The organism is Telluribacter roseus, assembly GCF_017355915.2.
GTDB lineage: Bacteria > Bacteroidota > Bacteroidia > Cytophagales > Spirosomataceae > Telluribacter.
In genome coordinates, this window is sequence record NZ_JAFEUV020000005.1 from 330,744 (window position 1) to 356,122 (window position 25,379).

21 protein-coding genes are annotated in these 25,379 nt (G+C 49.3%); 10 read left to right on the forward strand and 11 right to left on the reverse strand.

What is annotated here, in order from left to right; genetic code table 11:
* Window position 1: 1 nt before the first annotated feature.
* A complete protein-coding gene (locus tag JTN23_RS12390; RefSeq protein ID WP_247235147.1) occupies window positions 2-574 on the reverse strand; it encodes a phosphatase PAP2 family protein in 573 nt (190 codons plus the stop codon).
* The gene (gene trpS, locus JTN23_RS12395; protein ID WP_247235148.1) at window positions 571-1,548 is read right to left on the reverse strand and encodes a tryptophan--tRNA ligase; all 978 of its coding nucleotides are present in this window, start codon (window positions 1,546-1,548) and stop codon (window positions 571-573) included. The genes JTN23_RS12390 and trpS overlap by 4 nt, the downstream gene beginning before the upstream one ends.
* A 184-nt stretch (window positions 1,549-1,732) precedes the next feature.
* Here trpS and JTN23_RS12400 point away from each other — a divergent pair, with 184 nt between their 5' ends.
* The 3 genes from JTN23_RS12400 to trxA all read left to right on the forward strand — a co-directional run bounded on the left by JTN23_RS12400 (window position 1,733) and on the right by trxA (window position 6,559).
* Window positions 1,733-2,407, forward strand: coding sequence for a DUF2461 domain-containing protein (locus JTN23_RS12400; protein WP_247235149.1), 675 nt, complete (start codon window positions 1,733-1,735; stop codon window positions 2,405-2,407).
* Window positions 2,408-2,492: 85 nt separating this feature from the next.
* Complete coding sequence (gene dnaE, locus JTN23_RS12405) at window positions 2,493-6,143, forward strand: DNA polymerase III subunit alpha (protein WP_247235150.1); 3,651 nt, start codon at window positions 2,493-2,495, stop codon at window positions 6,141-6,143.
* A gap of 92 nt (window positions 6,144-6,235) precedes the next feature.
* Entirely contained in the window at window positions 6,236-6,559 is a 324-nt protein-coding gene (trxA, locus tag JTN23_RS12410; protein ID WP_247235151.1) for a thioredoxin, read from the forward strand.
* Window positions 6,560-6,612: 53 nt separating this feature from the next.
* On the opposite strand, the gene JTN23_RS12415 is transcribed toward trxA, so the two are convergent.
* The 6 genes from JTN23_RS12415 to JTN23_RS12440 form a co-directional block, all read right to left on the reverse strand.
* Window positions 6,613-7,827, reverse strand: coding sequence for an aspartate aminotransferase family protein (locus JTN23_RS12415; RefSeq protein ID WP_247235152.1), 1,215 nt, complete (start codon window positions 7,825-7,827; stop codon window positions 6,613-6,615).
* 50 nt (window positions 7,828-7,877) lie between these two features.
* Window positions 7,878-9,074 carry a hypothetical protein gene (locus tag JTN23_RS12420; RefSeq protein ID WP_247235153.1) on the reverse strand — a complete coding sequence of 399 codons (1,197 nt, stop codon included), beginning with the start codon at window positions 9,072-9,074 and terminating at the stop codon, window positions 7,878-7,880.
* Between the two features lie 32 nt (window positions 9,075-9,106).
* The gene (locus tag JTN23_RS12425; RefSeq protein ID WP_247235154.1) at window positions 9,107-9,949 is read right to left on the reverse strand and encodes a type 1 glutamine amidotransferase; all 843 of its coding nucleotides are present in this window, start codon (window positions 9,947-9,949) and stop codon (window positions 9,107-9,109) included.
* Window positions 9,950-9,985: 36 nt separating this feature from the next.
* Window positions 9,986-11,083, reverse strand: coding sequence for a carboxylate-amine ligase (locus JTN23_RS12430; RefSeq protein WP_247235155.1), 1,098 nt, complete (start codon window positions 11,081-11,083; stop codon window positions 9,986-9,988).
* 23 nt (window positions 11,084-11,106) lie between these two features.
* On the reverse strand, window positions 11,107-12,216 hold the full coding sequence (locus JTN23_RS12435) for an ATP-grasp domain-containing protein (protein ID WP_247235156.1): 1,110 nt from the start codon (window positions 12,214-12,216) through the stop codon (window positions 11,107-11,109).
* A gap of 91 nt (window positions 12,217-12,307) precedes the next feature.
* On the reverse strand, window positions 12,308-13,018 hold the full coding sequence (locus tag JTN23_RS12440) for an esterase family protein (protein WP_247235157.1): 711 nt from the start codon (window positions 13,016-13,018) through the stop codon (window positions 12,308-12,310).
* A 166-nt stretch (window positions 13,019-13,184) separates the two neighbouring features.
* On the opposite strand from JTN23_RS12440, the gene JTN23_RS12445 reads away from it, so the two are divergent.
* Window positions 13,185-14,015: an alpha/beta hydrolase gene (locus JTN23_RS12445; protein ID WP_247235158.1), complete on the forward strand. Its 831-nt coding sequence runs from the start codon at window positions 13,185-13,187 to the stop codon at window positions 14,013-14,015.
* A gap of 45 nt (window positions 14,016-14,060) precedes the next feature.
* Window positions 14,061-14,507 carry a hypothetical protein gene (locus JTN23_RS12450; RefSeq protein WP_247235159.1) on the forward strand — a complete coding sequence of 149 codons (447 nt, stop codon included), beginning with the start codon at window positions 14,061-14,063 and terminating at the stop codon, window positions 14,505-14,507.
* Window positions 14,508-14,550: 43 nt separating this feature from the next.
* On the opposite strand, the gene JTN23_RS12455 is transcribed toward JTN23_RS12450, so the two are convergent.
* Window positions 14,551-15,570, reverse strand: coding sequence for an acyl-CoA reductase (locus tag JTN23_RS12455; protein ID WP_247235160.1), 1,020 nt, complete (start codon window positions 15,568-15,570; stop codon window positions 14,551-14,553).
* Between the two features lie 130 nt (window positions 15,571-15,700).
* Here JTN23_RS12455 and JTN23_RS12460 point away from each other — a divergent pair, with 130 nt between their 5' ends.
* The 3 genes from JTN23_RS12460 to JTN23_RS12470 all read left to right on the forward strand — a co-directional run bounded on the left by JTN23_RS12460 (window position 15,701) and on the right by JTN23_RS12470 (window position 18,993).
* Window positions 15,701-16,048, forward strand: a complete 348-nt coding sequence (locus JTN23_RS12460; protein WP_247235161.1) for a 4Fe-4S dicluster domain-containing protein — start codon at window positions 15,701-15,703, stop codon at window positions 16,046-16,048.
* A gap of 346 nt (window positions 16,049-16,394) precedes the next feature.
* Window positions 16,395-17,612 (forward strand): porin, encoded by a 1,218-nt coding sequence (locus JTN23_RS12465; RefSeq protein ID WP_247235162.1) that lies wholly within the window; start codon window positions 16,395-16,397, stop codon window positions 17,610-17,612.
* A gap of 52 nt (window positions 17,613-17,664) precedes the next feature.
* Window positions 17,665-18,993 carry an ammonium transporter gene (locus JTN23_RS12470; protein ID WP_247235163.1) on the forward strand — a complete coding sequence of 443 codons (1,329 nt, stop codon included), beginning with the start codon at window positions 17,665-17,667 and terminating at the stop codon, window positions 18,991-18,993.
* 126 nt (window positions 18,994-19,119) lie between these two features.
* On the opposite strand, the gene mtaB is transcribed toward JTN23_RS12470, so the two are convergent.
* Entirely contained in the window at window positions 19,120-20,451 is a 1,332-nt protein-coding gene (gene mtaB, locus JTN23_RS12475) for a tRNA (N(6)-L-threonylcarbamoyladenosine(37)-C(2))-methylthiotransferase MtaB (protein ID WP_247235164.1), read from the reverse strand.
* A gap of 311 nt (window positions 20,452-20,762) precedes the next feature.
* On the opposite strand from mtaB, the gene JTN23_RS12480 reads away from it, so the two are divergent.
* The gene (locus JTN23_RS12480) at window positions 20,763-22,949 is read left to right on the forward strand and encodes a glutamine synthetase III family protein (protein WP_247235165.1); all 2,187 of its coding nucleotides are present in this window, start codon (window positions 20,763-20,765) and stop codon (window positions 22,947-22,949) included.
* A 260-nt stretch (window positions 22,950-23,209) separates the two neighbouring features.
* Window positions 23,210-23,758 carry a hypothetical protein gene (locus tag JTN23_RS12485; RefSeq protein WP_247235166.1) on the forward strand — a complete coding sequence of 183 codons (549 nt, stop codon included), beginning with the start codon at window positions 23,210-23,212 and terminating at the stop codon, window positions 23,756-23,758.
* A 94-nt stretch (window positions 23,759-23,852) separates the two neighbouring features.
* On the opposite strand, the gene JTN23_RS12490 is transcribed toward JTN23_RS12485, so the two are convergent.
* The gene (locus JTN23_RS12490; protein ID WP_247235167.1) at window positions 23,853-24,866 is read right to left on the reverse strand and encodes a glutamine synthetase beta-grasp domain-containing protein; all 1,014 of its coding nucleotides are present in this window, start codon (window positions 24,864-24,866) and stop codon (window positions 23,853-23,855) included.
* Window positions 24,867-25,379 lie beyond the last annotated feature (513 nt).

Genomic DNA, 25,379 nt, shown 5'->3' on the forward strand with positions numbered 1-25,379 from the left:
ATTATGACAGCTTTTGCTGTAAAACATTTTTGTATATCAGGATACATACCGCTCCCGACAGGATTCCAACGAGGGCTCCTACCGTAATATCGGCCGGATAATGTACCCCTACATAGATGCGGCTGAATGAATAGATCACCGCCCACAGGTACAGCCAGCCTGCTCCTTTAAGCCGTCCTCCGGTCAGTACCTGAACTGAAAGTGCCAGCGCAAAGGCGGTGGCGGCGTGGGAGGATACAAAGCCGTACTGTCCGCCGCAACCGTCCACGACATGCACCAGCGAGCCAATCTCGGGATCGTGGCAGGGGCGGAGCCGGGCAAAATACGGCTTGAAGAGGCCGGAGGCGATCTGATCGGCCAGACCAATGGCCGCTATGATCGTCAAAAGTATACCAATGGACTGTTTGCGAAACTCCCGCACCAGTACATAGATCAGAAACAGGTACATGGGGATCCAGGTGAACTTGTACGTAAAGAACTCCATGATCCGGTCGGCCCAGGGGGTGTGAAGCCCGTTGAGCGCCAGGAACAGCTGCTGATCGGCCTGTACGAGAGCCTCTATGGCTGAGGTCATGAACCGTATCCCAGAGCTTTACGTACTTTTTTGATGGTTTCCTGAGCTATCTGGCGGGCTTTCTCTTCACCCTCTACCAGTTTCTGTTCCAGTTCGGCGGTGTTTTCCATGTAATAGTTAAAGATCCGGCGGGGCTCGCTGAATTTTTCCAGGATCATCTCATACAGGGCCTGCTTGGCGTGTCCATAGCCGAATCCACCCTTCTCGTAGTTCTGGCGCATGAGGGCTACTTCTGGTTCGCCGGCTATCAGAGAGTACAGCTGGAATGTAATGTCTGTGTCCGGATTCTTGGGTTCTTCGAGCGGGGTAGAGTCCGTCATGATCTTCATGACCGCCTTCCGTAGCTCCTTCTCCGGGAGGAATATATCAATGTAGTTGTTGTACGACTTGCTCATCTTCTGGCCATCCACACCCGGTATCACCATCAGCCGCTCGTCAATACGCGCATCGGGTAGTACCAATATATCCTGACCTACCTGCCGGTTGAGGGCGGTAGCGATGTCACGGGTCATTTCGAGGTGCTGCTTCTGGTCTTTACCCACGGGTACTATGTTGGCATCGTACAGAAGAATGTCGGCCGCCTGCAGGACAGGGTAGGTAAACAGACCAGCGTTGACGTCGGCAAGTCGTTCCGATTTGTCCTTAAATGAGTGGGCATTGGCCAGCATCGGGAATGGCGTAAAGCAGTTGAGGTACCAGGCCAGTTCGGTATGCTCCTGTACCCGCGACTGCCGCCAGAACACGTTGCGGTCGGTATCGAATCCAAAGGCCAGCCAGGTAGCGGCGATAGCCCGTACATACTCCTCGCGCAGGGGGCCGTCCTTGATGGTAATCAGGGAGTGCAGATCCGCTATAAAGAAGAATGACTCATTGTTGGGATCTTTGGAAAGTTCAATAGCTGGTGCAATAGCGCCAAGTATGTTGCCAAGGTGAGGCCTTCCGCTGCTCTGGATGCCGGTCAGGATTCTTGCCATGTGGGGAAGATAAATGCTGTTAGATTAGTGTCGAAGCTTCAAAATTCGTTAAATTAGGCCAATATTTGCAACGAAAATAGTGATTAATCATTAGTGGGCTCATTTGCAGCAGATAAGGCACTTTGCTCCAAAACTGCCGGCAGTGCCCCCTGGTCTTCCTCCTTATAGTAATCCAAGAATACCTATGATTCAGGCCGAAACGCTCCACTTTCTGCGTGACTTGAGTGAAAATAACAACCGGGACTGGTTTCAAGACAACCGCAAACGCTACGAGACCGCCCGAAAGGATTTTGAGAAAACCATAGAAGCCCTGCTGGACGAGGTGAAAAAAGTAGATGAATTGGGAAATACGCAGGTGAAGGATTGCATCTTCCGCATCAACCGGGACATCCGGTTTACCAACGACAAGACTCCCTACAAAAGCTGGCTGAGTGCCGCCATCGGGCCCGGTGGGCGTAAGTCCGGCCGGATCGACTACTATCTGCACGTACAGCCGGGCGGAGAGTCTTTCATCGGGGCCGGTATGTGGAACCCCACGGCCCAGCAGCTCGCCAAGTACCGCCAGGAAGTAGACTACAATGCCGATGAACTGAAGCGGATCATCCACGCTGATGCCTTTCGTACTTACTTTCCGGAGGTGTGGGGGGAGACGATGAAAACATCTCCCAAAGGCTACGCAAAAGATCATCCCGAAATAGAACTACTCCGGCGCAAGCAGTTGTTCTTTATGCACTACTTTACCGATAAGGAGGTGCAGCAGAAAGGGTTTGTGCAGGAGATCATGAAGGGCGTTGTCCTCATAAAGCCTTACTGCGAATTCCTAAACTACATTTTCTTCGACGAACCGGAAGAGGAGTAAGGGCTTATATCCTGAACTACAGAATCGAACGTTTTATACTTAAAAAAGCTAGTAGCTAACACCTAACAGCTTAACACCTATTTAAATGCAATTTTCTCATTTACACTGCCACACTCAGTTTTCTCTGCTCGATGGAGCGGCTGATATCAAGAAGCTTTTCAAAAAAGCCAAAGCTGATAACATGCCTGCCATTGCCATTACTGACCATGGAAACATGTTTGGTGCTTTTGAATTTGTAGCTGAGGGCAATAAGCAGGGTGTGAAACCCATCGTAGGATGTGAGTTCTACGTGGTGGAGGATCACCATAAGCGGCAGTTTACCAAAGAACAGAAGGACGTACGCTACCACCAGCTGCTCCTGGCCAAAGATGCCGAAGGCTACAAGAACCTGGTGAAGCTCTGCTCGCTGGGATTTATGGAAGGTATGTACGGAAAATATCCCCGTATCAGTAAGGAGCTTATTGTCAAGTACCACAAGGGCCTGATTGCTACTACCTGCTGTATTGGTGCCCAGGTACCCAAGACCATCCTGAAGAAAGGAGAGGCCGAAGGTGAGAAGGAGTTTAAGTGGTGGCTCGACTTGTTTGGTGAAGATTACTACGTGGAGCTACAGCGCCACGATATCCGGGAGCAATTAATCGTAAATGAGGTGCTGGTGCGGTTTGCGCGTAAGCACGGGGTGAAGATTATCGCCTCCAACGACTCCCACTACGTAGATCAGGAAGACTGGAATGCCCACGATATCCTGCTGTGTATCAACACCGGCGATAAGCAAAGTACTCCGTCGGCCAAAGACTTTGACGATGAAGTAGGGATACCCAAGGGCTCACGTTTTGCCTTCTACAACGACCAGTTCTACTTCAAGAACACCAACGAGATGCTTACCCTGTTCAACGACCTGCCCGAGTCGCTGGATAATACGAATGAGATCGTCGGGAAGATCGATAACCTTGAGCTGAAGAAGGATATTTTGCTGCCCAACTTCCCGATTCCTGACGAGTTCAAGACCCATACCATATCGGAAGTAGTAGGTAAGAAGGAGCTGACGCCCGACGTACTGAACCAGTGGGAGTACCTGCGCCACCTGACCTTTGAAGGGGCACGGCAGAAGTACGAAACTATTACGCCAGAGATAGAGGAGCGCCTCAACTTCGAGCTGAATACCATCCGGAACATGGGTTTTCCGGGCTACTTCCTCATTGTGGCGGACTTTATCAAGGCAGCCCGTGAGATAGGCGTATTCGTGGGGCCGGGTCGTGGTTCGGCGGCGGGTTCGGCGGTGGCCTACTGTACCGGTATCACCAATATTGACCCCATCAAGTACGACCTGCTTTTTGAGCGTTTTCTTAACCCCGACCGGGTGTCACTGCCCGATATTGATACGGACTTTGACGACGAAGGACGGCAGCGGGTAATTGACTACGTAGTAAAAAAGTACGGCTATAATCAGGTAGCGCAGATCGTGACCTACGGTACCATGGCGGCCAAGTCATCGCTCAAGGACGTAGCCCGCGTGATGGACCTGCCCCTGCAGGATGCTAACTCCCTGGTGAAACTGGTGCCCGACAAGCCTACCTACAACATGACCCTGAACCGGATCTTTACGGCGCCGCTGGAAGGGGAGGGAAGTCTGCTGAAGAAGGAGGGCATCTCACCCGACGAGATGGAAAACGTGAAGCGCCTCCGGGCCATAGCCTCCGGCAAAGACCTTCAGGCCAAGGTAATTCAGGAGGCGCGTCGTCTGGAAGGTACCGTGCGTAACACCGGTATCCACGCGGCGGGTATCATCATTGCCCCCTCGGACCTGACAGAGATTATCCCGGTAAGTACCTCCAAGGATTCGGAGCTGCTGATTACGCAGTTTGGTGGTAAGGTAATCGAGGATGCGGGGGTAATCAAGATGGACTTCCTGGGGCTGCGCAACCTGACCATTATTAAGGAAGCCCTGCGGCTCATCAAGCAGAACCACGGCCGGGAGATAGATATTGATTACATCCCGCTGGACGACCAGAAGGTATTCGAACTGTTTCAGCGCGGGGAAACCAACGCCATATTCCAGTTTGAATCCGACGGGATGAAGAAGTACATGCGCGAACTCAAGCCTGACCGCTTCGAGGACTTGATCGCCATGAACGCCCTCTATCGACCCGGACCTCTGGCTTACATACCTAACTTCATCAAGCGGAAGCACGGACTCGAAGAGATCACCTATGACCTGCCCGAGATGGAGGAGTACCTGGCCGATACCTACGGTATTACGGTATACCAGGAGCAGGTGATGCTACTCTCGCAGTCGCTGGCGGGCTTTACCAAAGGTCAGGCCGATACCCTTCGTAAAGCGATGGGTAAAAAGCAGATCGAAATCCTGAACAAGCTCAAGAACGACTTCATGAAGGGCGGCGAAGAGCGCGGCCACGACAAGAAGAAACTGGATAAGATCTGGACCGACTGGGAGGCCTTTGCATCCTACGCCTTTAACAAGTCGCACTCGACCTGTTACGCCTTCGTGGCGTATCAGACAGCTTACCTTAAGGCACACTACCCGGCTGAGTACATGTCGGCGGTATTGACCAGTTCGCTGGGTACTATCGAAAAGATTACCTTCTTCCTCGAAGAGTGTAAGAGCCTTGGCATACCCGTACTGGGTCCGGATATCAACGAATCAGACCGGCAGTTCAACGTCAACAAGCGGGGCGAGATCCGTTTCGGGCTGGGAGGTATCAAAGGGACGGGTGACGCGGCCGTAGAGTCGATCATTGAAGAGCGTAATATCAAGGGACCATTCTCCGATATTTATGACTTCATAATTCGGGTAAATCTCAGGACAGTAAATAAAAAAACACTGGAAAGCTTGGCCTACGCGGGTGGATTTGACTGCTTTGAGGACATTCACCGGGCGCAGTACTTCGATTCAGTTGATGGGGATAATTCCACCTTTATCGAAAAGTTGATCAAGTACGCCAACAACTACCACGCTGAGAAAGCCTCCAGCCAGGCCTCTCTCTTTGGTGCCTTTGGTGGTAACGATGCCCTGATGGTCAAGCCCAAGCCCGCTCAGGTACAGCCGTGGAGCGATCTGGAAAAGTTGCGGTTTGAGCAGGAGGTAGTTGGCTTCTATATCTCGGGTCATCCGCTGGATACCTTCCGGATCGAGCTCGACAACTACTGCAACTGTACGCTGGACCGGGTGATGGAAATTCCCGAAGGAGAACGGAATCCTACTTTCTTTGGTAAGGAGATCAGTGTAGGGGGGATCGTGAGTAGTGCCCAGGAGCGTATCTCCCGCAATGGTAATCCATTTATGATATTCAAGGTGGAAGATTACCGGGGATCAATGGAAATGTTGCTGGGTGGCGAGGAGTACGTGCGGCTGAGCAACTACATACAGCCGGGACGCTTCCTGTACATCAAAGGCAAGGTACAGAACCGCTGGAAACAGGAGGATCAGTTTGAGTTTAAACCGATAACTATCCAGCTGCTGACCGAGATCAGGGAAAAGATGTGTAAAGAGATAAAGGTGCAACTGTCACTGGATCAGATTGATGAGCGCTTTGTGCTGAACCTCAATGAAGCCATTAACAACAACCCCGGCAACTGTGCTCTGAACATGACCGTGGTGGATCCTGAGACCCGTATGGAGGTAGAGATGCTCTCCCGACGGTTTAGGGTGTCGGCTTCCAATGAATTCTTCAACTCCCTCAAAAATCTGGGGGGCGTGAAGTTTTCCTTGAACTAGCAATTCCCATTGTACAGCAGAGGAACTTTTGGTCTGATTTTTTGATTGTACACTCAACAACACTTTTTTCTTATTTACACTTTCTAAACATTATGGGAAAAGCACTTGAAGTAACCGACAGCAACTTTGAAGAAATCATTCAAGGTGATAAGCCAGTACTTGTAGACTTCTGGGCCGAATGGTGCGGGCCTTGTAAGATGATCGGACCTGTTGTAGAGCAACTGGCCGGTGAGTACGAAGGCAAAGCCGTTATAGCTAAGATGGACGTAGATATGAATGCTCAGGTACCTGCAAAATTTGGTATCCGCAGCATCCCTACTCTGATGATCTTCAAAGGTGGACAACTGGTAGATAAAGTAGTAGGTGCAGTACCCAAGTCTGTACTTGAGCAGAAACTGAATGAGCAGTTGGGATAATGACCAAAGCTTTACCAGACTATATAGAAAAGCCCTCAATTTGAGGGCTTTTTTTATTGCTCGTCCAGTACGTCAAGTATAGTCTGTAGGGCCTCGCGCAGCTGCTCTTCTGTGATGGTGAGCGGGGGAGCGATGCGCATGGAGTTATCACAGAATAAGAACCAGTCGGTGATTACACCCCGCTCTATACAGGTATCTATTACCTTCTTAAGTACCTCGAATGACTCAAATTCTGCCGCCCGCATCAGTCCCTTACCCCGTATTTCCCTGATCATGGGGTGCTGAAGCATGGTTTTTATTAATTCACCCTTTTGGGTGGCAGACTGATGCAGAGCCTGGTCGCAAATAGTCGTAAGGGTAGCCAGCGAGGCAGCGCAACTTACAGGGTGCCCGCCAAAGGTAGTAATGTGCCCCAGGACAGGGTTGTTTTTGAACACGCTCATTACCTCCTGCGAAGCCATAAATGCTCCGATGGGCATACCACCCCCCATGCCCTTGGCACTTAGTAGTATATCCGGGTAGATATCATACCCCTCAAACGCCCAGAAGGTACCCGTCCGGCCGAATCCTGTCTGTATCTCATCAATAATTAATAGAGCACCCACATCGGTACAACGCCGACGCAACGTCTGCAGGTACTCTAGGGAAGGTACCCGTATACCCGCTTCACCGCCAATTACTTCTATCACTACCGCCGCGGTCCTGGTGGTAATGAGGTCAAGGTCTGCCATAACGCCGTGGTGGATCTGACGTACACCGGGGAGCAGTGGACGGAAGTTGCGCTTGAAAAACTCAGCGCCCGACAGGCTCAGGGCCCCCTGCGTAGCTCCGTGGTAGGCATTGAAGCAGGAGATGGTTTCGTAGCGGCCGGTAAAGCGCTTGGCCAGTTTCATGGCTCCTTCTACGGCTTCGGTACCGGAGTTAGTGAAGTAAACATTGTTAATCTTTCCATATGGAGCCGTTTGGGCCTGTGGAAGATCCAGTGTCTGGGCCAGGGCCTCGGCCAGCTTCACCTGCGGGCTCTGAACGTACTCGCCGTATACCATCAGGTGCAGGTACTTGTCCAGTTGTTGCTGAATGGCTGCCATGACGGCCGGGTGCCGGTGGCCTACGTTACTCACTCCGATACCGGATATGAGGTCGAGGTAGCGCATGCCGTCGGTGCCGTACATATATACCCCCTCGGCTCGCTCTATTTCGATAGCCAGGGGGAAATCAGAAGTCTGTGCGAGGTGATCAAAAAATAGCTGTCGCTGACTGATATGCATTAGTAGTAATTCTTAGTAATGTAATAGAAGAGGGAATTGGAGCCACCGGATCAGATGGGCTCAAAAAAGCAGGCGCTACCACCGACCCAGGTAAAGTCTTTGTTGAACCGGGTACCGATCATTTCGCCCCGGCTGAGTCGGCTCAGGCTGGTGAGCAGGGTAGGGCGCTCGTCCGCATCCGGCCATACGTACAGCATCCGGATCTCGCACTTCACCAGACCATCGGGGGCTTTCACCACGGGCGCATACACTACTTTACGCTGTAGTATATAGTTGTAGGGGTCGCGTAGCTGGAGCAGCATGTCCGGCGTTACGTGCAGCTGCACCCCCGTACCCGCAAAGGAAAACAGGGGCTTGAGTACGTAGTTCTCCAGATCCTTCGGAAACGAGTCGGCGTAGTCACTGACGTAGCGCGTTTCGGGTATGTACTTGCTCTGCAGAAGCGGAATCGTAAACTTACTGATCCGAAAAAACCAGTTGGGGTGTCCCACCCACTCCACATCTACTTCATCTGCGAAGTGGTAGTCGGTAGTCAGGTCGGGGAAGTTGTTGAGGTCGTCAAAGATCAGCCGGTTGTAGATGCGCTTCACCTCTACCTTTCGACCATCTTTTTCGTAATAAAGCTTCCGATCCTCTTTAATGATTTTGGTATAGCATACCGCCTTTACGCCCAGCAGCTGTTCGGTAATCGCGAAGTCAATCCGGGTCTTTTGCTGCTCAGGATAGATCTCGAGCAGGATTACATTTTCCGGATCGTGATCGCCTACAATGGTTTCTTTCAACTTAGCTACGTACTCATCAAAGGTACTGACGCCGAATGCCCAGGCAAAATGGTCCGGTACCGGATAGTTTTTCTTATAAAGCTCTGAAATGTAAGCCTGGTACCCAAATAGTGAAGGAAAGCCCTGCAGCTCGATGAGCCGGGGCGTGAGCTGGCCCTGCTCGTCCTGGCATATAGCAAAGTCAATCGCCAGAAAGGAAGTATGTCGGTTCTCGTTGGGGACGTACTGCTCGGCCGGAATAGCCCGGTCGGTCTTGTCTCTGAAATCATCAGCAGTGATGGTGCTGATGATATCCTCACTGGCTTCAATCAATTGCCGACCCAGCTCCCGGGGCACCAGCACCGGACTTTCTGCTACTCTGAATTCCAGCTGACCCGGATAATCATTCAGAACAGCCGACACGAATCCCTGGTACTTTTCTTCGCTGAATGATTGATTAAATCGGTCCCGAGCTTCTTTATGCATAGGTAGCCTTGTGATAAAACAATGAGTACTAATTAAGCCTGCTGGGTAGATAGAAGGGAGTGTGCCGCCATTTCAAGAAAAGTAGGTATGATGGTGGCGCCCGTCTGCATGATCTTGTCCGGATCGTTGAGGTGCTCAATCATGGCGTGGTACTTCTCTTCGCCGTGGTTTTTTATGATGTTCGCTTTTTTATCCTCTAACAAAAAGAGTCGCAGCATTCCTTCGGCATCCGCTTCGGGATGAAACTGGGTACCAATGATCTCCTTCGAAAAGCGAATGGCCATAATGGCCCGTTCCAGCTTCACGTGCGGACGTATCTTTTCCAGACACAGAATCCGGGCTCCCATTTGCTCCAGTACATGGTGCCTGGGCTGCGTAACCTGATAATCACGGGAGTCTACGACCCAGAATGGATCACCCAACCCTTTGAACAGGGGCTCTTTGTGAGAAGTACGGGTCAGGTGTACCGGGAAAGTACCAAACGAGGTAGAACGGCGCTTGCCGACGTAGCCCACCTTCCAGTGCTGACAGGCCAACTGAAAGGAGTGACAGATCAGGAACAGGTACTTCTTGCTGGTGTTGCGGCGGCTGGCATTATAGTCCCACAACTGGTCCAGAAACTTAAAGTAGCGCCGCTCCCACAGGGTACCTTCCAGGATAGGACTGCCGGGGCCACCCGTTGAAAAGTAGGCATCAAAGCTCAGGTCCGGTACTTCCTGGTTCTGACGAACGTCAAACACCTGGTACTGTACCGGCAGGTTTTCCTTCTTACTAAAATCTTCTATATGCTGCTTGATACAGCGCATCCCTTCGTTGGCTACCCCCGCGTACATATCGAGTATGGCTATCCGAAGAGCTGGTTTATCGGTATTCATTTTCCCTTGTTCAGTTCCACATTTCATCCTGCAAAACTAAGCGATTCCGGCCTTAGTTTCGGATACAATATAGTCAACAACGGCGGTCAGGTTATTAGTTTCCTCAAATACAGCTAGTTGTCGGTCGGCGCCTGTGCCCATCTCCATAATCTTGTGCACGTACTCCACTTCGTGGCGGCTACCCAGATCATCCACCACATCATCAATGAAGTCGAGAAGTTCCAGGACCAGCTGCTTGTATTCCACCTCCTCCTGCTTCCCAAAGTCAATCAGTTTGCAGTGGATGCCGTAGCGGGCCGCCCGCCATTTATTCTCGTTGATCAGGATGCGGCGGTAATTGCGGAAGTTGAGGTTCTTTTTCTGAAGTCGGTAGATCTTCACTACCAGCGCCTGCATAATAGCGGCCAGGCATACCGTTTCGTCGGTACGCATGGGTACATCGCAGATCCTGAACTCAATGGTGTCGAAGAACGGGTGTAGCCGGATATCCCACCATATCTTTTTGCCATTATCGATGCAGTTGGTCTTAATGAGCAGGTTGATGTACTCATCGTACTCGGCGGCACTGGCAAAAAAATCAGGTATACCTGTTCGAGGGAATTTGTCAAATACCTTGGAGCGATACGACTTGAAGCCAGTGTTGCGCCCGCACCAGAACGGCGAATTGGTGGACAGGGCGTATACATGGGGCAGGAAGTAGCGAACAGCATTCATGATCTGTATGGCGTCGTTCCGGTTTTCGATGCCGACGTGTACGTGCAAGCCAAAAATCAGATTACCCCGGGCTACGTCACGCATTTCATCGATAATCTTGTCGTAGCGGGGGTCATCGGTAATGAGCTGGTCCACCCAGTCGGAAAACGGGTGCGTACCGGCAGCGGCCACCAGCAGATCCTGTTCGCCGGCCATATCGAGGATCATCTTCCGTAGGTAAGTTACCTCTTCCCGAGCTTCCTGAATGTTGTTACAAACATTAGTACCTACCTCTACGACCGACTGGTGCATCTCCGCCTTGACACGTTCCTTCAGCACTATCTTTCCACCATCCACCAGTTTCGACATATGCGAGCGCAGATTCCGCGTAACTGGATCAATGGTCATAAATTCCTCTTCGATTCCCAGCGTGAAAGGCATACCGTTAGTATTTGTGTTTCTGATTAAGATTTTTTCTTCGAAGCCGCTGTTTTGGGAGTCGAAGCTTTGCCGGGTGTGGCTATTTTTTCGGGACTATCTGGTGCTGCCTTTTTCGCGGCGGTTGCTTTGGCCTCCGGCAGGCCCGGTAAGTCTCCGCTTTTGGTGGTAAGCTCCGCGCTAGTGGTGCCAACCGCCGTCCGTACAAAGGTACCCCAGGTAAGGTTGTCCTGCCCATCCTTCTGCTTTTTGGCACGGGCTATAGCCATGTTGGCCGCGGCCTCTACTACCCATTCAAAGTTTTCCTGCCCAACGGAGTGTACATCAGCGTCGGGAGCCGGATTACAGAAATCAATGGCGTAGGGGATACCATCCCGCACCGCAAACTCTACCGTGTTGAAGTCATAGCCCAGCGCTTTGTTGAGGCGCAGTACGTAGTCTTTCATGGTGGCCAGCAGCTTTTTGCCCGCAGGGCCTTCGGTATTCATGTTGGCGGTGTAGCGCAGGTGGTGCGGGTTGCGTGGTTCGTAGGGCATGAGCAGTACGTCTTTCTGCCCGATGCAGTAGCAGCGGAAGTAGTCACTGAATACAATCTCTTCCTGCAGCATCATGACCAGCTGGCCCGTTTCCTGGTGCTTGCGCCATAGGTCCGTAGCGTCCTCAACCCGGTAGACACTCTTCCACCCACCACCGGCGTGGGGTTTCATGTAAGCCGGAAAACCTACGTACTCAAACATAGCCTCCCATTCTAACGGGAATCTGAGGTTGCGGAAGGAGGTTTCGAAAGTATCAGTAGGGCGCTCGTGGGAGGGAAGTATGACGGTCTTGGGTACAGGAACACCTATTTTCTCAGCCAGGCAGTTGTTAAAGAACTTCTCATCGGCGCTCCACCAGAAGGGATTATTGATCACCGCCGTACCGCATAGAGCCGCGTTCTTGAGATAAGACCGGTAAAAAGGCACATCCTGCGAAATACGGTCGATGATCACCGCATAGTCGGTAGGCTCGGCCTGTACTACTTTGCCAATAGAAACGGCCTCGGCCACTATACCTTTTTCTCCCTTGCTGTTAACACGATCTATAAAAGCCTGCGGGAAAGTGTTTTCCATGCCAAAGAGAATACCAATTTTTTTCATGCGAGCTACTGATTTAAACGTTACAGTTATTAGCAATCCACAAGGAGGACACTCCTCCTGCATTATCTTTTATAAATAATCAACCTTCCTTTTAGCTAACCATTCTGGACAGATAGTCCGGGAACATCTGCCGCCACAGGGGCCAGTCGTGTACCTCCCAGCCCCGGATGTCCAGCCAGTGATCAATGCCTTTGTTGTTTAGGATGCGTGACATATTCTGGTTGCCCTTCAGGCAGATGTCCCACTCCGAACTCCCCAGTACAATGTTCATGTGGCCGTACCGCCAGCCTTGCTCGTGCGGTATATAGTCTACCGGATTATTGTAGTATACATTGTCATCGTAGTAGCCATTCATGAAGCTCCTGATGTCAAAATCACCGCTCATGCTGAGCAGATACGATACCTGATCGGGGTGTTTGAAAGCGAAGTTCAGCGAATGAAATCCACCAAAGCTACATCCGCCTACGGCAATGCGATCAACGCCGCATTCGTGCTGGATGTAGGGCACCAACTCGTGGGTAAGGAACAGATCGTACTGTATGTAGTTAAGTACCCGCTGCCGTGGATCAAGGTGCTTGCCGTACCAGGTTTCCGAATCAATGGAATCCACGCAGTAAATCTTGAAGTGACCAGCCTCAACAAAACCTCTAACCGACTCAATGAGACCCTGGTCTTTGGCTTCGTAGTAGCGGTTGAGGGTACTTGGGAATAGCAAGATAGGGTACCCCCAGCTGCCAAAAACCAGCATTTCTATGTCGCGATTAAGATGGTGGGAATAGTACCGGATGTAGTTTTCCTGCAAGGTGGTATGGATTTGATTCGTGTATGTAATATATAAAGTATAGGTGATGAAGCAAATCTCTGTGGAAGATTTATCCCCTCCGGGACCTGTGACACCACCCGAAATAACCGTATATTGCTACCAATAAACTACGAAATCTGATTTTAGTTATTTAGCGATTGTATTAGTGAGTTCTACCAACTTAGGGGCGCAGCCCCACCACCGAGTCCGGCAGGTACAGGATAGCCTAATTTCTGTCCACCTTCAACGTGCCGTCAAGATTACGCTGCTCATCCCTCATGTACCTACTACTGATCAAAGTACCTATCCACTTTTGCTGGTACACGATGGGCAGGATTTTCCGGCGCTTAAGCTTAGGGAGACTGTGGAAGACCTGCTGCGACAGCAGCGCATCCCGCCCTTAGTAGTGGTAGGTGTACATGCCAACGAAGGCCGGCTTCAGGAATACGGTACCGCCCACCAACCCGACTATGACAACCGCGGGAGAAAGGCGGGATACCATACGCAGTTTGTGCTGAAGGAGCTTTTGCCTTACCTTGAAAGTAAGTACCCTGTAACAACCTCCGCGGCCGAGCGGGTAGTAGCGGGCTTTTCACTGAGTGGACTGATGGCCCTGGATCTGGCCTGGAACCATCCCGATATTTTCTCGAAAGTAGGGGTATTCTCGGGAGCGCTCTGGTGGCGCCGCAGGGCCTTCGGCAAAGACTATCAGGACAGTGACCGCATCATGCACCGGCAGATACGTGAAGGTACCTTTAAGCCTGATCTGAAATTCTGGTTCCAGACGGGTACCCTCGACGAAACTGACGATCGGGATGAAGATGGGGTTATTGACTCTATTGACGATACCCTCGATTGCGTAGCCGAACTGGAACGAAAGGGGTACCGCTGGGGCAAAGATGTACAGTACGTGGAAGTAGAAGGAGGAGAGCATAACCCAAAGACCTGGGGCAAGATCATGCCTGAATTCCTGAAATGGATATTTTTAAAGTATTGATAGATTTCATATATTAGCTGGGATTCAACCAGTTAATTACTTCTTATGAGAAAGCTTGTATTTCTGGTACTCCTCATTCCTTGTATAGCCTATGGACAAAGGTCCGGATCTAGAAAGGGGCATGATATAGTCAGTGAAGCTAATGTAATCCTGATTACTTCGACGCTTCCCGATGCTGAGATATACAATCAGGCGAAGAAATTACTGATGTCGAATGGTATGCCTGTAGATAGTACAGTATTTGGTACCGACCGGATCAAGACTGTGCTTTTCAAATTGAATTCTAACTTCTACATGAATATCAGGACCGGGATCAATGAAGGTGTGATCAGAATAACGGGTGAAGCCTTTGATCGGTTTGGTACTGCATTCACGGCAACAATGGCCTCGGATAGAAGGGGAGTCTCCGAAGCTTTCCAACGAATGAACTATTATGCATTGGTACTTAGAGACAAACTCGGAAGTCATCAGATCGAGTATAGAAAAGAATAGCTTACAAACAGAAAAGGGAGCCACTGGCTCCCTTTTCTGTTTGTTATAGCTTACTTAAGAAGTCCATGGTATCTATACCATCGGCGAAGTCGCTTAGACCTGGCTTTTGCGCCTGTCCAAAAGGCAGGCTGGCGACACCGGTTTCAGGCTGGCCTACTACACACTGGATCTTATCCCGATCTTCCGCCAGCCGAGCCTTCACTTCCGCCAGATCCTGATAGGTCTCGTAGTTTACGATACTCAGGGGCGATACCAGCGCCGGATTTTCGAGCACCATCAGGAATCCATTGTCATAGTGGGGGGTACCATTGACCAGCAGGATGGACTTGTTGTATTCGTAGTTGTTGAAGAACTTGTGGTGGTTGCGGCAGTACTCCTCAAAAGGCTGGATGGCCTCGAAGAAAGGAACAAAGTCATAACCTAGTGGTACAAAGAGCTTGGCTACGTTGCGGCAGCCCAGCCCGTAGTAGCGCAGGATGTCGCTGCCCAGGGCCGCTAGTTCTTCTTTGGATTCGTCTCCCGTCAGCAACGCCACCGATACCCGGTTGCGTCGGATTATATTTGGTTTCTTGGAAAAATAGTACTCAAAGTAGCGGGAGGTATTGTCGCTGCCGGTAGCAATGTAAGCATCGGCTTCATTGAGACGATCCGCAAACTGGATATAGTCGCGGAAGGCCGGCTCGATCAGGCTGAGCTTATCCAGCAGGAACTTGATCAGTACCGCGTCATCAGTACTTAGCTTGGCCATCAGGATGTGTCCGCTGAGCAGCACGGCCATGGCATCATGAAAACCTACGGCCGGTACATTGCCTGCCATTACTACTCCTATTTTTTTGGAAGAAGCGGGCTCGGGATACCTTTCGGCCCACTTCTGCAGCTCGTCTTCGGTCAGATATTGCTCCCCGATAGCCTTCAGCGAATTGAGTACATTTTCAGGAGTAAACCAGTTGTTGGTCAGGTGTGCCCGGAAAGCCCAATCTTCTAATAATAGTTCATTGGCAGGATCCCGGAGGTATTCTCCCAATTGCGCAAACGATTTATATCGTATTGTTCTGGATATCATACTAAATGTTCTTTAAATAATTACAAGGCAAAGCTTTTGCCTATTTTTCTGATTGTTGTGAAACTATAAATAGTTATATTTGTTGATTGAAAATAGTGAATACAGAACAAATATAACCAATCCGACGACCATGGCTATAATGATAACCGATGAATGCATCAACTGTGGTGCTTGTGAGCCAGAATGCCCCAATACCGCAATCTATGAGGGAGGGGTTGAGTGGACCTGGGGAGATGGTACCAGTCTTGATGAAGTAGACTTTGGAGATGGTACTGTGGTAAGTGGTAAAGAAAAGCAATCTCCTATATCCAACGAATTTTATTATATAGTATCAGATAAATGTACAGAGTGCGTAGGTTTCCACGAAGAGCCTCAATGCGCCGCTGTATGTCCGGTTGACTGCTGTGTACCTGATCCGGATCACGAAGAAGAGCAAGAAACCCTTTTAGCTAAGAAAGCCTGGCTGCACGCCGAATAGATATACTTTTACTCCTCCAAAAGCCCGCTTTTCAGCGGGCTTTTTTTTGTGCCTTCCCACAAGCAATCTGCTGTACAAATCTTCTATAAAATGTACTATATACGTTAAGTGATGATTATGGAAAATTCTGTGTAGATGCTGTTGTGCAGAATAAACTAGTTTTTATGAAATTTAGGCAAAACAGCTGAAAAATGGTCTTAAAACATCAAGCTTTTTCACTTTTTTATGAAATTTAGCCAAAAACAACTATTTATTAATGGTACCTATTTGATGATATTCATAAATAGTTAATATTTGTCATCACAAAAGGTACTACCTGAGTTTACCCACCTAACAAAATAAAATTATGAAGAAGATCTATTTTACCGCATTATCTATTATGGTACCTCTTTTGGGTTTTGCTAAGGAGGTCGACAAAAAGGCTGATAAGACCGAAGAGGTAAAAAAAGCCGAAGACACAAAGGCTGACGAAGAGAAAAAAGGTGTTTTTGCTTTCTCTGGCTATCTGGACTCCTACTACGTGGCTAACCTGAACCGTCCTGCTTCACGCTCAAACATGGGAGCGTCCAATGCACGTGTATTCGATCAGAAATCGGGGCAGTTCCAGATCGGTCTGGTGCAGACCAAGATGATGTATACCAATGATAAATCAGAAGCGGTAGTAGATCTTACATTCGGACCCAACGCTGACCTGGGCAACTACGGTAACGCTATTGGTCCACTTGGCAGTACCGGTATGGCACTGGCTATCAAGCAGGCGTATTTTACGTATAACTTCACCGACAAGTTCTCGATGACCGCGGGTCAGTTTGGTACCCATATCGGTTATGAGGTTATTGATGCTCCCGTCAACTTCAACTACTCACTGTCTAACCTGTTCAACAACGGACCTTTCTATCACACCGGACTCAAAGCCACCTACGCTTTCTCTGATAAGGCGTCCCTGATGATGGGCTTTGTCAATAACGTAGACGGACTGGGCGACAACAACCGGAAGAAAGGCTTTATCAGCCAGTTGTTCCTGGCACCCGTTGAAAACTGGAACGTATACCTGAACTACATCGGTAGTAACGAAGCTGCCGAAGATCCGGCTACCGGCAAGACACCTGATGCTTTTTACCGCGTCATTGACCTGACTACCAGCTACCAGATTACTGAGAAGTTTCTGATGGGCCTAAATGCAGCCTACGGTGCTCAGAAAGGCGACTTCCAGGGAGCAGGCGGACCTTCGGCAGTGAAGACCTGGGGAGGAGCGGCTGTATACGCTAACCTGGCTCTGACGGATGTATTTGCCATCGGTGGTCGCTACGAAAACTTCAACAATAAGAGTGGTGTACGGGCCATGGTGGACAGCCAGGGCAATGGTACCTCGGTTAACTCCTTTACCCTGACCGGCAACTTTACCCTGGCCGACGGACATGTGTTGCTGAAACCGGAGGTGCGTCTGGATAGCTACCCCAAAATAGCGGGCCGTAACGAAGTACAGCAGTTTGAGGATGCCGATGGCAAGTTTACCAACAGCAGCCAGACTACCGTCGGGATGGCCTTCATCTACAAGTTCTAGTGAATAACCTATTCTAAAATACAAAGTAAGTACAACCAAAACCATCAAGATTATGCAAAAGCCAAATTACATCCCTCTGATTATTCTGCTGGCAGTGAGCCTGCTGGGAGTATTTCTGCCCTCTGTGCCCGCTCAGATCGTAACCGAAGGACTTGATTCCGGCGATACAGCCTGGATGCTCGTAGCCTCTGCCATGGTACTACTGATGACGCCTGGTCTGGCGTATTTCTACGGCGGTATGGTGAATAACAAAAACGTAATCTCCACCATGCTCCAGAGCTTTATAGCCATGGGAGTCATCAGTGTCCTGTGGGTAGTAGTAGGATTTAGCATGGCTTTCGGTGACTCTATCGGAGGTATGATCGGAAACCCAACCTCGTACTTCATGTTCAACGGAGTACTGGAAGGCAAGCCGTGGTCACTGGCTCCTACCATTCCTCTGGCCTTGTTTGCTTTCTTCCAGTTGAAGTTCGCGGTGATTGCTCCCGCTCTGGTGACTGGCTCAATGGCCGAGCGTATCAACTTCCGCTCGTATGTACTGTTCATGATCCTGTTTAGCCTGTTCGTATACGCTCCGTTGGCCCACTGGACCTGGCATCCCGAAGGTCTGCTTTTCAAGATGGGTGTGCTTGACTTTGCCGGTGGTACTGTAGTACATATGTCAGCGGGCTGGGCTGCTCTGGCGGGTGCCCTGTACCTGAAGCGTCGTAAGTCACACATCGAAGCCAGTGTACTTCCTCCTGCTAACATTCCTTTTGTACTGTTGGGTACCGGTCTGCTGTGGTTTGGCTGGTTTGGATTCAACGCCGGTTCGGCAGTAGGTGCTTCTGCATTGGCGGTATCCGCTTTCGCAACTACCAATACCGCTGCGGGTGCGGCTGGTCTGGCCTGGGTACTTTTTGATGCCGCCAAGGGTAAGAAAGTTTCAGCACTTGGTTTCTGTATCGGTGCCGTAGTAGGTCTGGTGGCCATTACTCCCGCTGCCGGTTTCGTCACTATTCCCGTAGCTATCTTTATCGGTACTATCTCTTCGATCATCAGCAACTACATCGCTCACCTGCGTACCAAGTCGGCCCTTGATGATACACTGGACGTATTCCCCTGCCACGGTGTAGGTGGTATGGTAGGTATGATCATGACGGGCGTATTCGCTACCAGTGGTGTTAACAGCGGCGTAGTAGATCAGGGTCTTGCTTACGGTGAAACTACCCTTTTCATGAACCACATGATTGCTCTGGTACTGGTATCGGCCTTTGCCTTCGCCATGTCATTCGTACTGCTCAAAGTAACGGATATGATCCTGCCGCTTCGCGTAACCGAAGAGGATGAGAAGGTGGGTCTGGATATCAGCCAGCACGATGAGTTCCTGGTTGAAGCCTAACCTAATCGTATGATATAACCAACCTATAAAACGAACAAAACCACAGTGCATCTGTGGTTTTGTTGTACTTCGGGAAGTTGTCTGTCTTTGATGGGCAACTTCTTTTTTATGTTGTAAGCGCAGCGGTTAGTTGTGCGATAGTATCTCGGTTTCTGCTTCTTCCACCTCTACCAGGCTGTTTTCGTTGATACTGGTCAGGATGACCTTCTTGGTTTCGTTGATCAGGAGTGGGTCGTACTTAGCGGTTACGCGTACGTAATTCTCGGTAAAGCCCTGCATCATCCCCCCCTGTACATCATCTTCGAACAGTACGGTAAAGGTACCTCCCAGCTGTTGTTCGTAGAAGCTGCGCTTCTTCTTATCCGACAGGATGTGCAGCATCTTCGAACGATCGGCCCGCTCCCGGTTGGGTACGATCGGGCGTATCGTGAGCGCCGTGGTATTGGGACGCTCAGAGTACGTAAATACGTGCAGGTACGAAATGTCCAGCTCATTCAGGAACTGGTACGTATCCAGGAAGTCGGCGTGTGTTTCGCCGGGATGACCTACTATGACATCTACGCCGATACAGCAGTGCGGCATCAGCGACTTGATCTTATTGACCCGATCCACGTACAACTCACGGCGGTACCGGCGGCGCATGAGTCCCAGCATCTTATTGGAGCCCGATTGGAGGGGGATATGGAAGTGCGGTACGAATCGCTTCGACTGGGCTACAAAGGCGATGATCTCATCCGTGAGCAGGTTGGGCTCAATGGATGAAATCCGGAACCGGTCAATCCCTTCCACTTCATCCAGTGCCTTCACCAGATCCAGAAATGATTCATTGCGCTGGCCGTTCTGAATGCCAAAATCACCAATGTTCACCCCCGTCAGTACGATCTCCTTCACCCCCTTCTGGGCTATTTCGCGGGCTGCCTTCACGACGTTCTCAACGGAGTCGGAGCGGCTCTTGCCACGGGCGAGGGGAATGGTACAGTAGGAGCAGGGGTAGTCACAGCCGTCTTGTACTTTCAGGAACGTACGGGTACGGTCATTGAGTGAGTAGGAAGTATGGTAGTCGATCGCCTCTTCGATGGGCGAAGCCAGTACCTGTCCCGGCTGTCCAGCGGGTACCTTCTCAAACGTATCCAATAGGTCGACGAGCCGGAATTTCTCGGCGGCGCCCAATACTGCATCTACGCCAGGTATCTCGGATATTTCTTTTGGTTTCAGCTGAGCGTAACAACCTATGATGGCCACATAGCCATCCGGGTTGATCTGCTGAGCCTCACGGACTATCTTCCGGCACTTCTTGTCGGCATTGTCCGTAACTGAGCAGGTATTGATGATAAATATATCCGGCTGTTCATTAAACTCTACTTTGTGGTATCCCTTCTGCTCAAACATCCGGGAGATGGATGAGGTCTCGGAGTAGTTGAGTTTACAGCCTAAGGTATAGAAAGCTACTTTCTTCATTTTTACGTTAATATCTCACAAAAGTACAAAAAATAGAACTAACAAACAGCCATTGCCCTATCTGTACATATCCCACTGCATCAGGTGTCTGAACCAGGAGTTATGAATGTCAACGTCGGGTACTACTTCTAAGTTCTTCCTCTTCCGCTCCCAATTCTGTATTTTGTTATATTTGGAAAAAAATATTCATGAGCATATTAGTAGTATTTGAACTAGATTTTGCCAAAATTGCATAGTCATAGTTAAAAATGACTATGTTTTTGAACCTGGAATTAGCAAATTGATAATTTTAAACCTTAAAAGACTATTAAATGACTTTTCGTGCCAAAGCCATTGAGACCTCCCTCGGGCGTAGTCCATTGCCAACCAACCAGCCCAACGAAAAAGTAACCGAACTTTACGCAGTCAATACCTTTAATGAGGATGTCATGCGGGCGCTGCTTTCACCTGAGGCTTATATCAAAATTTCAAATGCTATCAAGTCCGGTTCACATATCGATCGTGAAGTAGCAGAGGAAGTAGCAACCGCCATGAAATCATGGGCTATTTCACGGGGAGCCACCCATTATACCCACTGGTTTCAGCCTCTGACCGGTACTACTGCCGAGAAGCACGATTCTTTCTTTGATCTATCAGGCAATGGCAAGGCCGTTGAGAAATTTAAAGGTAGCGCCCTGGTACAGCAGGAGCCGGATGCTTCATCGTTCCCCAGCGGAGGTTTGCGGGCTACCTTCGAGGCACGTGGGTATACCGGTTGGGACCCCAGTTCACCCGCCTTCCTGATGGACAACGGTGCCGGCGGAAAAACGCTCTGTATCCCTTCAGTATTTATTTCTTATACCGGCGAAGCACTGGATTACAAAGCTCCTTTGCTGCGTGCCATCAATATGCTGGATAAAGCGGCTACGGCCGTATGCCAGTACTTCAACCGTGATGTAACAAAGGTGACTGCTACTTTGGGAGCCGAGCAGGAGTACTTCCTGGTTGATAAAGCCCTGTACTATGCCCGCCCTGACCTGGTGATGGCCGGCCGTACCGTATTTGGTCACAGTCCAGCCCGTGGTCAGCAGCTGGAAGATCACTACTTTGGCTCAATCTCGCCCCGTATCAATGCCTTTATGGTGGACTTCGAATTTGAAGCCCTTAAACTCGGTATTCCGGTTCGTACCCGTCACAATGAGGTAGCACCCGGCCAGTATGAGTGTGCGCCTACCTTTGAAGAGATGAACCTGGCCATCGATCACAATGCCCTGCTGATGGACCTGATGCAGAAGATAGCCGAGAAGCACAACTTCAAGGTACTCTTCCACGAGAAGCCATTTGCCGGTATCAACGGTAGCGGTAAGCACAACAACTGGTCCATGTCAACTGACACGGGTATCAACCTCTTGGCGCCTACTACCAAGCCTAAGGAGAACCTTCGCTTCCTGACCTTCCTGGTCAACGTGATCAAGGCAGTACATGACAATGCGGACCTGCTGCGTGCTTCTATTGCTTCGGCGGGTAACGAGCACCGTCTGGGAGCTAATGAAGCTCCTCCGGCTATTGTATCTATCTTCCTGGGTACAGAGCTGACCAAAATGCTGGAAGATCTGGTAAGCCGTGGTGAGCTCACTATCGAAAAAGGAGAGAACTTTTACTATAAGTTAGGGATCAACCGTATGCCTAACCTGCTCCGCGACAATACGGACCGTAACCGTACTTCGCCTTTTGCCTTTACTGGTAACAAGTTTGAGTATCGTGCCGTAGGTAGTAGCGCCAACAGTGCCTCGGCTATGATTGTACTCAATACTATTGTGGCCCGTCAGTTGATGGAGTTCAAGCGTGAACTGGATGAGCGCCTGAACTCAGGAGAAGAGAAGAAGATAGCCGTTGTAAGTATTCTGAAGAAGTACTATACGGATTCGAAGCGTATTTTATTCGAAGGAAACGGATACTCACAGGAGTGGGTGGAAGAAGCCGAACGTCGTGGTCTTTCGAATGTAGGTTCAACGTATGATGCACTTAAAGAGTACATCAGCGAAAAAACCATTAGCGTGTTTGAGCAGATGGAAGTACTCTCGCACCGTGAGCTGCACGCCCGCTACGAGATCGAGCTTGAAAACTATGTTAAGAAAATCCAGATCGAATCACGTGTGATTGGCGACCTGGCGCTTAACCACGTAGTATCTACCGCAGTGAAGTACCAGTTCAAGCTGGCACAAACGGCTCGGTCTCTGACTGAAATCGATATGCCAGGTGAGGCGGAGCCTATCAAAGAGATCATCAAAGAAATATCTGACCGTGTGAAAGTCATCAAAGGCCTGGTACACGATATGACTGAGAGTCGTAAACGCGCCAATGCGATTGAGGACACCGTAGAGAAAGCACGCTTGTACGGTTCAGAAATCAAAGGTTATTTTGATGAGATCAGATACCATGTTGATAAGCTGGAAGTACTTATCGACGATGAAGACTGGCCACTCGTGAAATACCGCGAAATGCTGTTCATTAAATAAATTAACGATGACAAAAAAGCCCGAAAACTCTCGGGCTTTTTTGTTGTTGTATAGCATACCCACAGGCAAAAAGAATATTCTTATAATTAAGTATTCCGGAAGAGTCCTGGTGTTTTATATGGTACTAGTCATTACCAGATGCGCACCGGATGTTGATTGGAAGGGACATTGCTCAGGGGCAACTTGGACCGGTGGATTTTGCTATTACTTTTGCAAAGAATTAAATTCAACTTGTATAACTAACTATCTATTGTGAAACTATGAATCCCGGATTCGATCCAGAAGAAATTGCCCAGCTAAAACGCGAATGCCGTGCTGAGGGGATGAACTTCGTGTATGTGGAAGATGAGTTTGAAGATGATGAAGAAAATGATGAGCATGCTCACATACAGTTTGTAGGGCAATACCAGGGGCAGGAGTGTATCTATGACGCCCTGATCTACACACTACGACTACATCATTCTACACTCGTATACGATTTGGCCTTGCAGCGGGTACAGAAGCAGATACCCGGCTATATATCACCCGATGAACGCACTATCAATGATAAGGTAGATCCTGAAGTTGATGAGGAAGCTGAACTACTATTGACAGAGTACATTGAGGAGATAGAAGAAAACGAGGAGATAAAAGTAAGCGAACACGTAGAGGTAGATACAAAGTTTGAGTACGGCATTGGTCTTGAAGTTGGATTGAACCGATCGGAGATTTCCGAGAAAGTAATCAATGACTTCATAGCCCAGTATAATGCCGGTCGTCTGCAGCTGGATAGCGCGGTATATTCTTTTTCGAGCGAAGACGAGGAGTAATCACATAGTAAACAGGCTCTTCTACCCGGAAGTGCCTTTAAAAAAAGAAAGCCTCCGACAAGTGTCGGAGGCTTTTCTGTATCAGTATTCCAAATTACACTTTTGCTGTTTTGACAGTCTTGATGATACGAGCTGCTACTTTGTAAGGATCAGCAGCCGAGTTTGGACGACGGTCTTCCAACCAGCCTTTCCAGCCTCTGTCTACGGTAGCGATAGGGATGCGGATTGATGCACCACGATCAGATACTCCGTAGCTGAATTTATCAATTGACTGAGTTTCGTGCTTACCTGTCAGGCGCAGGTGGTTATCAGCACCGTATACTGCGATGTGCTCAGCAACATAAGGAGCGAAGGCCTGGCAGATAGTATCGTATGTTTCTTTGTTGCCGGCAGTTCTCAACGTAGTGTTAGAGAAGTTAGCGTGCATACCTGAACCGTTCCAGTCAGTAGCACCCAGTGGCTTACAGTGCCAGTTGATAGCAACACCGTATTTCTCACCGATTCTTTCGAGCAGGTAGCGAGCAACCCAGATTTGGTCACCGGCCTCAGCGGCACCTTTGGCGAAGATCTGGAATTCCCACTGACCAGCAGCTACCTCAGCGTTGATACCTTCTACATTCAGACCAGCGTCCAGACAGGCATCCAGGTGCTCTTCAACGATCTCACGACCGAAGGCATTCTTTGCACCTACTGAGCAGTAATAAGGTCCCTGGGGAGCGGGGTAGCCGTTAGCAGGGAAGCCAAGCGGACGGTTGGTCTCAGGATCCCACAGGAAGTACTCCTGCTCGAAACCAAACCAGAAGTCATTGTCATCATCTTCGATCGTAGCACGACCATTAGACTCGTGAGGTGTTCCGTCTGAGTTGAGAACCTCACACATAACTAGGTACCCATTCTTGCGCTGTGGATCAGTACAGATGAATACTGGCTTCAATATCAGGTCAGAAGATCCACCCGGAGCTTGCTCGGTAGATGAACCGTCAAATGACCAGTTTTCGCAGTCTTCCAGCTTACCACTGAAATTGTTTTCAATCTTCGTTTTGCTGCGAAGGCTCTGAGTTGGCTTATATCCATCCAGCCAAATGTACTCAAGTTTAGCTTTTGCCATAGTGGTACTAAAAAAGAAGGGATGATAGATGACTTTTAATAACTACATGACAAAAATAGGGGATATAGTTAGTTTTATAAAATATTATTGAAGAAAAAATTAAAAATACTTGCAGAAAGTTGTGTACGTTGTAATATTCAATGTTTTTTATGTGATTTTTCTATTAAAAAGGCCAAGTTTTAGATTGGTCGGTTTGTTTCATAAAAAGTGAGCTTCTTTGAAAATGTAGTATAAATATCATATGCTCCTGGGTGAAAAATAGTAAAAACCACGAAAAATGGTGTAAAAGTGCAAAAGTGAAAATTTTAGGTATTGTGCAGGGTATAACTTAGAAGTGAAGTACCCGTTGCTTTTGATGGGATAGGCCAGAATTAGATAGGATAATCAGAAGAAGTTGACTCTGATTCAACTTATTCCTATATATACTATAGAAGAATCCGGGTTTCCTTTGGTAAAGCACCGCTATTGATAGTAATTTACAGCATTAGCAAATATGTATTGATCTTAAAGTAC

What these genes read in the sequence shown, in the direction of transcription:
- JTN23_RS12435 (WP_247235156.1), bottom strand. Translation starts at nt 12,216, where the DNA reads ATGAAAAAAATTGGTATTCTCTTTGGCATGGAAAACACTTTCCCGCAG.
- JTN23_RS12485 (WP_247235166.1), top strand. Translation starts at nt 23,210, where the DNA reads ATGAATCCCGGATTCGATCCAGAAGAAATTGCCCAGCTAAAACGCGAA.
- JTN23_RS12390 (WP_247235147.1), bottom strand. Translation starts at nt 574, where the DNA reads ATGACCTCAGCCATAGAGGCTCTCGTACAGGCCGATCAGCAGCTGTTC.
- trxA (WP_247235151.1), top strand. Translation starts at nt 6,236, where the DNA reads ATGGGAAAAGCACTTGAAGTAACCGACAGCAACTTTGAAGAAATCATT.
- JTN23_RS12425 (WP_247235154.1), bottom strand. Translation starts at nt 9,949, where the DNA reads ATGAATACCGATAAACCAGCTCTTCGGATAGCCATACTCGATATGTAC.
- JTN23_RS12400 (WP_247235149.1), top strand. Translation starts at nt 1,733, where the DNA reads ATGATTCAGGCCGAAACGCTCCACTTTCTGCGTGACTTGAGTGAAAAT.
- JTN23_RS12490 (WP_247235167.1), bottom strand. Translation starts at nt 24,866, where the DNA reads ATGGCAAAAGCTAAACTTGAGTACATTTGGCTGGATGGATATAAGCCA.
- JTN23_RS12465 (WP_247235162.1), top strand. Translation starts at nt 16,395, where the DNA reads ATGAAGAAGATCTATTTTACCGCATTATCTATTATGGTACCTCTTTTG.
- mtaB (WP_247235164.1), bottom strand. Translation starts at nt 20,451, where the DNA reads ATGAAGAAAGTAGCTTTCTATACCTTAGGCTGTAAACTCAACTACTCC.
- dnaE (WP_247235150.1), top strand. Translation starts at nt 2,493, where the DNA reads ATGCAATTTTCTCATTTACACTGCCACACTCAGTTTTCTCTGCTCGAT.
- JTN23_RS12450 (WP_247235159.1), top strand. Translation starts at nt 14,061, where the DNA reads ATGAGAAAGCTTGTATTTCTGGTACTCCTCATTCCTTGTATAGCCTAT.
- trpS (WP_247235148.1), bottom strand. Translation starts at nt 1,548, where the DNA reads ATGGCAAGAATCCTGACCGGCATCCAGAGCAGCGGAAGGCCTCACCTT.
- JTN23_RS12470 (WP_247235163.1), top strand. Translation starts at nt 17,665, where the DNA reads ATGCAAAAGCCAAATTACATCCCTCTGATTATTCTGCTGGCAGTGAGC.
- JTN23_RS12415 (WP_247235152.1), bottom strand. Translation starts at nt 7,827, where the DNA reads ATGCATATCAGTCAGCGACAGCTATTTTTTGATCACCTCGCACAGACT.
- JTN23_RS12430 (WP_247235155.1), bottom strand. Translation starts at nt 11,083, where the DNA reads ATGCCTTTCACGCTGGGAATCGAAGAGGAATTTATGACCATTGATCCA.
- JTN23_RS12455 (WP_247235160.1), bottom strand. Translation starts at nt 15,570, where the DNA reads ATGATATCCAGAACAATACGATATAAATCGTTTGCGCAATTGGGAGAA.
- JTN23_RS12460 (WP_247235161.1), top strand. Translation starts at nt 15,701, where the DNA reads ATGGCTATAATGATAACCGATGAATGCATCAACTGTGGTGCTTGTGAG.
- JTN23_RS12480 (WP_247235165.1), top strand. Translation starts at nt 20,763, where the DNA reads ATGACTTTTCGTGCCAAAGCCATTGAGACCTCCCTCGGGCGTAGTCCA.
- JTN23_RS12420 (WP_247235153.1), bottom strand. Translation starts at nt 9,074, where the DNA reads ATGCATAAAGAAGCTCGGGACCGATTTAATCAATCATTCAGCGAAGAA.